A 7,508-nucleotide genomic window follows, 5' to 3' on the forward strand; every position below is an offset into this window, starting at 1 on the left:
TGATTATGTTTTTAGTAGATTCCCATTGTCATCTTGATGGTCTGAATTATGACAGCCTGCATCAGGATGTGAGTGACGTGCTGGCAAAAGCGGCGGCGCGTGACGTCAAATTTTTACTGGCGGTGGCCACCACGCTGCCGGGCTATCAGGCGATGACCGAGCTGATTGGGGAGCGGTCTGAAGTGGTTTTTTCCTGCGGTGTTCATCCACTTAATCAGGAACAACCCTGGGACTTTGCTGAATTGCGCCGACTTGCTGACCACCCTCGCGTGGTGGCGCTGGGCGAAACGGGGCTGGATTATTACTATCAGCAGGAAACTAAAGCGCAGCAGCAGGCTTCTTTTCGTGAACATATTCGTACCGGGCGTAAGCTGAACAAGCCGGTGATTGTTCACACGCGTGATGCGCGTGAAGATACGCTGGCCATCCTCAGGGAAGAGCAGGTGGAGGAGTGTGGCGGCGTGTTGCACTGTTTTACCGAAGATCGTGCAACCGCCGAAAAACTGCTGGATATGGGGTTTTATATCTCCTTCTCCGGTATCGTGACCTTCCGTAATGCTGAAACCATTCGGGAAGCCGCGCGATATGTCCCTCTGGATCGCATCCTGCTGGAAACCGATTCTCCTTACCTGGCTCCGGTCCCGCACCGTGGTAAAGAAAATCAGCCTGCTTTTACCCGCGACGTGGCCGATTTTGTGGCCGGGCTGAAGGGGGTAAGTACCGAAACTCTGGCAACCGCCACAACGGAAAATTTTTCCCGCCTGTTTCATGTGCCCATGGCACGACTGAGTGATTAAAAGTTTATTTCTTAGCTCGTAATTAATCGCTTTTCTTCGTAAAGTGCATCGCCCTTATTGCGGGCGGATGCGCTTATTATTGCGTGATATCTGGCGCTTTCAGACTAAATAAAAAGCAGCCCGGTGCAATATTGGATGAAACGTGATAGCCATCAAACAAATGTTGAGTGATTTATTTTACAGTTCGTAATAAATACCGAGAGCACAAAACTGCTCCACCATAATGGGACCTCCCCCCATTATGCTGCGCACAGCGCGTAATAAAGCACCTTTACTCAGGAGTTTCATATTATGTTCAAAAATGCTTTTGCAAACCTGCAAAAGGTTGGCAAATCGTTAATGCTACCGGTTTCGGTCCTGCCGATTGCCGGTATTTTACTGGGCGTGGGGTCGGCAAATTTTAGCTGGCTGCCTGCCGTGGTTTCCCACGTTATGGCTGAAGCGGGGGGTTCCGTTTTTGCCAATATGCCGCTGATTTTCGCCATTGGCGTGGCGCTGGGCTTTACCAACAATGACGGCGTTTCGGCGCTGGCCGCCGTGGTGGCTTACGGCATTATGGTGAAAACCATGGCGGTGGTGGCCCCGCTGGTTTTACATCTGCCTGCCGGAGAAATTGAGACGAAACACCTTGCTGATACCGGGGTTCTGGGCGGCATTATAGCGGGTTCGATCGCGGCCTGGATGTTCAACCGTTTCTATCGCATCAAACTGCCGGAGTATCTGGGTTTCTTTGCCGGAAAACGCTTCGTGCCGATCATTTCTGGTTTTACCGCCATTTTTGTTGGCGTGGTTCTCTCTTTCATCTGGCCTCCGATCGGCACGGCTATTCAGGACTTTTCACAGTGGGCTGCCTATCAGAACCCTGTGGTCGCCTTCGGCCTGTACGGCATTGTTGAACGCTCGCTGGTGCCTTTTGGTCTGCATCATATCTGGAATGTGCCTTTCCAGATGCAGATTGGCGAGTTTACCAATGCCGCCGGTCAGGTGTTCCACGGTGACATCCCACGTTACATGGCGGGCGATCCTACCGCAGGCAAACTTTCCGGCGGCTTCCTGTTTAAAATGTACGGATTGCCAGCGGCGGCCATTGCTATCTGGCACTCTGCGAAACCAGAAAACCGGGCGAAAGTGGGCGGTATCATGATTTCAGCCGCGCTGACTTCATTCCTTACCGGCATCACCGAGCCAATTGAATTCTCCTTTATGTTTGTGGCTCCCGTTCTGTACGGCATTCACATTCTGCTGGCCGGTCTGGCTTTCCCCATCTGTATCCTGCTGGGTATGCGCGATGGCACCAGCTTCTCCCACGGTCTGATCGACTTTGTGGTGCTGAGCGGTAACAGCAGCAAAATCTGGCTGTTCCCGATTGTGGGAATTATTTACGGCCTCATCTACTACAGCCTGTTCCGTTTGTTGATTGCCAAACTGAATCTGAAAACCCCGGGCCGTGAAGATGCCACGGCGGAGCATTCAGCCGGGGCGTCAAACGAAATGGCAGCCAGCCTGGTCGCCGCTTTTGGCGGTAAAGAAAACATCACTAACCTCGATGCCTGTATCACCCGTCTGCGTGTCAGCGTGGCGGATGTATCTAAAGTGGATCAGGCCGGGCTGAAGAAACTTGGCGCGGCAGGCGTGGTAGTAGCCGGGTCTGGCGTTCAGGCTATCTTTGGCACCAAATCAGACAACCTGAAAACCGATATGGACGATTACATCCGCAAGATGTAAATGTTCGCGGTTACGGCGTAATGCAGTCACTTTTTCAGTAGCTAATCCCGTCCCGGTTGCAGGGGCGGGATTTTTTTATCGTCATGCGGTGCAGTAAGACGGTGACAGGTTTTATGATTAAACGTCCGATCTGACATCCACCACAGCGTGCCGGCAAAAAGAAAAATCACCGGAAGGTTGAAAGAAAACAAATATCTCGCTCATACTGCGATAACTTAATTTGCCTCTCAAGGAGTGTGCTGCATGGCTGAGGAAACGATTTTCAGTAAGATTATCCGTCGTGAAATTCCCGCAGATATTGTCTATCAGGATGAACTGGTGACGGCTTTTCGGGACATCTCTCCGCAGGCACCTACCCATATTCTGGTCGTGCCAAACATTCTTATCCCTACCATCAACGATGCGGTGCCCGGTCATGAAGCGGCGCTGGGTCGAATGATGGTGGTTGCGGCAAAAATTGCCAAAGAAGAAGGGATCGCGCAGGACGGCTATCGCCTGATTATGAACTGCAACCAGCATGGCGGGCAGGAGGTTTATCATATCCACCTCCATCTGGTGGGTGGACGTCCTCTGGGGCCGATGCTGGCTCGCTGAAGGCAAGGTAAATGCGGACAACGATGATGATGCGAAGAGTAACCGGTCTTGCCCTGTTGGCCCTGCTGGCTGGATGCAGTAGCGATCGCACAACCATTAATACCTCCCAGTCATTGGTGATGGAATCGCCGGTACTGTCAGCCGGGATTACCACCGATGGGCCGACGCTTTCAGAGCGTGATGGTCAGCAGCGGGCGTCAGCTTTGCTGGTAAATCAGCAGGATCATGCGGCTACCGTGCACTACCGCTTCTACTGGTACGATGACAAGGGGCTGGAGATCCTGCCGTTCGAGCAGCCACGCACGGTCAGCGTTCCATCACAGGGTAAAGTTGAAATATCATCGCAAACGGGTAACCTGACGGCCAGTAAAGTCCGCTTGCATCTGTATCTTTAGGAGATTATTGCGTGGAAAGGAAGGTTAAGCTTTCTGGCGTCATGTTACTGGCGCTGGTACTGAGTGGCTGTATCAGCCAGCAACAACAGCCTGCAACAACCACACCGGTTCAACCGGCCCAGCCAGCCCAGCCGCAGCCAGTGCCGCCTGCACAGCCACAGCCGGGTGAAACGGTGCCGCAGCCACCGAAAATGCAGTCCATTAACTGGGATGCCAGCGTGGCACCCCTGGTGGCTCAGATGCTGAAGGCGGACGGCGTTACGCCGGGAAGTGTGCTGTTGGTTGACGGATTAAAAAACAACACCAACGGCAGCCTGCAAAGTGCCAAAGCCACGGCGGCCCTCAACAATGCCCTGCAAAATAACAGTCAGTTCACCCTCGTGAAACCAGAGCAGCTGGCGACCGCGAAGCAGACACTGGGACTTTCTGCCGGTGACAGCCTGGGATCGCGCAGTAAAGCGATAGGGCTTGCCCGTTATGTCGGCGCGCAGTATGTGCTCTACAGCAATGCACAGGGAGATGTAAAATCGCCGACCTTACAAATGCAACTCATGCTGGTACAAACCGGCGAGCTCATCTGGTCGGGTAACGGTGTCGTACAGCATTGATCCCTCCCTTAAACGGCTGATTGCACAACAGTTCCCGGCGGCAAATACCGCCGGTTCTTTTTTTCCGCTTGCTGGTCTGAGTGGACGCAGCATAAAAATTGTGCTGGACGACACCACGTTGCTGGCGCGCTGTTGCCGCCCTGAGCAGCCGATCCCTGGCGTGGATCGTCGGCGGGAATATCAGATTTTGCGTAAGCTTGCGGGCAGTAAGCTTGCCCCTGCGGTATTTGGCGTGACAAAAGGCTGGCTGCTGCTGGGCTGGCAGCCGGGCGACGTGCTGTCAGCTGAGGGATTCCGGCAACAGCTGCTACCGGTGGCAACGTGCATGGCCGCTCTGCACCGTCAGCCGCTCAGCGGCTGGCGTCTGCATCTGCCCGCTTTGCTGGCGCAGTACTGGCAAATGATTCAGCCACAGAGACGACATTGTGGCTGGCTTAAAGCGCTGCGACGTCTGCAAAAGCAGGGGGAGCCAACGCCTTTGCGCCACGGGCTGCTGCATATGGATATTCATGCCGGTAATCTGGTGCAGTGTGGTGCAGAGGTTAAACTGATTGACTGGGAATATGCCTGCGACGGTGATGTGGCGCTGGAGCTGGCGTCAGTGGTGATGAGTAATACGCTATCAGCCGAACAGCAGCAGCGGCTGATCGCGCACTACGCCGCATTGCAGAACCTTGATCCTGACGCTCTGCGGCGGCAGATGCGGCGCTGGCAGCCCTGGCTGAATTTACTGGTTGCCAGCTGGTATGAACTTCGCTGGCAGCAAAGCGGCGATGAGATGTTTAATCAGCTGGCGGCAGAGAGCTGGCAGCGGGTGTTATCACAATAAGAGGTAGTTTGTGGGACCGGTAATGTTGGATGTGCTCGGTTACGAGCTGGACGCAGAAGAGCGTGAGATTTTACAGCACCCGCTGGTGGGGGGACTGATTCTGTTCAGCCGCAATTATCATGATCCGCAGCAGCTTGCGGAGCTGGTCAGGCAGATCCGCGACGCTTCTCGCAACCGGCTGGTGGTGGCTGTGGATCAGGAAGGGGGGCGCGTACAACGCTTCCGCGAGGGGTTTACCCGCCTGCCTGCGATGCAGTCATTTGCTGCGCTGAACGATGAAACGACGGCGGCAAGGCTGGCGCAACAGGCCGGATGGCTGATGGCGGCAGAAATGCTGGCGATGGACATCGATATCAGCTTTGCGCCCGTGCTGGATATTGGTCATGGCAGTGCCGCGATTGGAGAGCGCAGTTTTCATCAGGACCCGGAGGTGGCCTTACGGCTTGCCCGCCACTTTATCGACGGTATGCATCAGGCGGGAATGAAAAGCACCGGCAAGCATTTTCCGGGACATGGTGCGGTCAGCGCTGATTCGCATAAAGAGACACCGCGCGACGATCGCAGTGAGGCGGAAATTCGCCGGCACGATATGGCGATTTTCAGGCAACTGATCGCGGAAAAAGCGCTGGATGCCGTGATGCCTGCGCATGTTATCTATACTCAGGTGGATGCCAGACCTGCCAGTGGTTCTTCCCACTGGCTGAAAAAGGTGCTGCGAGACGAGCTGAGTTTTGATGGGGTGATTTTCTCAGACGATTTGTCAATGGAAGGGGCCGCCATCATGGGGAGTTATGCCGACCGTGGTCAGGCTTCGCTCGATGCGGGTTGCGATATGATCCTGGTATGCAATAACCGTCAGGGCGCGGTTAGCGTGCTGGATAATCTGTCACCGATCAATGCTGAGCGGGTGACCAGCCTGTATCATCGCAGCTCATTCACTCGCCAGCAGCTACTGGCGTCGTCACGCTGGCAGGAGGCTAACCGTGCGCTGACGACGTTGCAGACGCGCTGGCAGGAGCATCAGGGTAACTGACCGGCGACAGCCAGAGAGGACGCAATGATCATCTATCTGCATGGTTTTGATTCAACCAGTCCGGGTAATCATGAAAAGGTGCTGCAATTGCAGTTTATCGATGCGGATGTGCGGCTGCTTAGTTACAGCACCCTGCACCCGAAACACGATATGCAACATCTGTTAAAAGAGACGGATAAACTCCTGCGCAGTGCGGACGGTGATACCCCGCTGATTTGTGGCGTCGGTCTGGGGGGATACTGGGCTGAACGTATTGGTTTTCTCAACCGTATCCCTCAGGTCATTTTAAATCCCAATCTCTGGCCTGAAGAGAACATGCCGGGAAAAATCGATCGTCCGGAAGAGTATGCTGACATTACCACCAAGTGCGTCAGTAACTTCCGGGATAAAAACCGTGACAGCTGCCTGGTGATCCTCTCCCGCCACGATGAGGCGCTGGATAACCAGCGCACCCTGGCAGCGTTGCAACCTTACTATCCCGTTATCTGGGACGAGGTTGAAAGCCATAAATTCAAAAATCTCTCCCCTCATCTGCAACGAATCAAAGCCTTCCGGTGCCGGTGACTTACCGGGGCCAGCTGTCAATCCGAATGCCACGCTGACCAGCCGTCGTCTGAAAATCAGCCAGCGTGGTGCGGATATCCGCATCGACATATTCTGCATTGTCATATTCTGCAATCACCACGCTGTTATCAGGTATGGTTTGCAGCAATTTTTGTAGCCGGGGATTGTGCAGGAAGGTCAGGTTCTGGTTGAAGCGCACAACAAAATAGTCATGATAGCGCGTCAGCTGAATGGCGCTCTGATGGCTGGCCCAGCTACTTAACAACAGCTGTGCCACCAGCCCGGCGGCCAGGCCGCTCAGCATCCCCGCACTGATAATGACGCAAACGGTGGTCGCAAACGGAATAAACTGTGACCAACCCTTGCGCCACTGGACAAGCCATTGTGCGGGTGAGGCGAGTTTCCCGCCGGTAAAAATCAGCACGGCGGCAAGGGTGGCAAGCGGGATGGTGTTCAGCAGGCTTTCGAAAAAAACACCACACAGCAACAGCAGGATGCCATGCCAGATTACAGACAATCTGGAGGTTGCTCCGGCACTGACATTAACCGAGCTGCGCACAATAACAGCGGTGATCGGCAGTCCGCCCAACAGGCCGCTCAGCGTATTGCCCAGCCCCTGCGCACGAAGTTCCGCATCGGGCGAGGGCTGGGGATACTGCGGCCTGATTTTTTGTAAAGCCTGCTGGCTGAGCAACGTCTCCAGGCTGGCGACCAGCGCCAGCGTTAGCGCAATCGTATAGACTGCGGGGTTGTTCCAGCCTTGCAGAAAATCGGGGTGAACGAATTGCGCTGCCAGCTCCGTTGCTGAGTCCAGCTCAGGGAGTCGGATACGCTCCACCGTGTCAGACAGATGAGGATAAAACAGATCGCCCGCTATCATCATCAGGCTTCCCCAGAGCACCGCCGCCAGAGAGCCGGGGATCAGGCTAAGTATCCGCGTGCGACGAATCAGCGGCTGCTGCC

General features: G+C 54.8%; 9 protein-coding genes. 8 read left to right on the forward strand and 1 reads right to left on the reverse strand.

Annotated elements, in window-relative coordinates; genetic code table 11:
- The first annotated feature begins 5 nt into the window (after positions 1–5).
- The 8 genes from BG55_RS15380 to ycfP all read left to right on the forward strand — a co-directional run bounded on the left by BG55_RS15380 (position 6) and on the right by ycfP (position 6,545).
- Positions 6–797: a metal-dependent hydrolase gene (locus BG55_RS15380; protein ID WP_034939332.1), complete on the forward strand. Its 792-nt coding sequence runs from the start codon at positions 6–8 to the stop codon at positions 795–797.
- Between the two features lie 291 nt (positions 798–1,088).
- A complete protein-coding gene (gene ptsG, locus BG55_RS15385) occupies positions 1,089–2,522 on the forward strand; it encodes a PTS glucose transporter subunit IIBC (RefSeq protein WP_034939305.1) in 1,434 nt (477 codons plus the stop codon).
- 243 nt (positions 2,523–2,765) lie between these two features.
- Positions 2,766–3,116: a purine nucleoside phosphoramidase gene (gene hinT, locus BG55_RS15390; protein ID WP_034939309.1), complete on the forward strand. Its 351-nt coding sequence runs from the start codon at positions 2,766–2,768 to the stop codon at positions 3,114–3,116.
- Positions 3,117–3,142: 26 nt separating this feature from the next.
- On the forward strand, positions 3,143–3,511 hold the full coding sequence (locus BG55_RS15395) for a YcfL family putative periplasmic lipoprotein (protein WP_034939335.1): 369 nt from the start codon (positions 3,143–3,145) through the stop codon (positions 3,509–3,511).
- 41 nt (positions 3,512–3,552) lie between these two features.
- Entirely contained in the window at positions 3,553–4,119 is a 567-nt protein-coding gene (lpoB, locus tag BG55_RS15400) for a penicillin-binding protein activator LpoB (protein WP_034939312.1), read from the forward strand.
- Positions 4,103–4,948: a thiamine kinase gene (gene thiK, locus BG55_RS15405; protein WP_034939315.1), complete on the forward strand. Its 846-nt coding sequence runs from the start codon at positions 4,103–4,105 to the stop codon at positions 4,946–4,948. The genes lpoB and thiK overlap by 17 nt, the downstream gene beginning before the upstream one ends.
- 10 nt (positions 4,949–4,958) lie before the next feature.
- Positions 4,959–5,981 carry a beta-N-acetylhexosaminidase gene (nagZ, locus tag BG55_RS15410; protein ID WP_034939317.1) on the forward strand — a complete coding sequence of 341 codons (1,023 nt, stop codon included), beginning with the start codon at positions 4,959–4,961 and terminating at the stop codon, positions 5,979–5,981.
- Positions 5,982–6,005: 24 nt separating this feature from the next.
- On the forward strand, positions 6,006–6,545 hold the full coding sequence (gene ycfP, locus BG55_RS15415) for an alpha/beta hydrolase YcfP (protein ID WP_034939320.1): 540 nt from the start codon (positions 6,006–6,008) through the stop codon (positions 6,543–6,545).
- 1 nt (position 6,546) lies between these two features.
- Here ycfP and BG55_RS15420 read toward each other — a convergent pair.
- A partial coding sequence (locus tag BG55_RS15420; RefSeq protein WP_034939321.1) for a SulP family inorganic anion transporter occupies positions 6,547–7,508 on the reverse strand: 962 nt, incomplete at its 5' end.

The sequence above is a fragment of the Erwinia mallotivora genome, from assembly GCF_000590885.1.
GTDB classification, from domain to species: Bacteria; Pseudomonadota; Gammaproteobacteria; order Enterobacterales; family Enterobacteriaceae; genus Erwinia; species Erwinia mallotivora.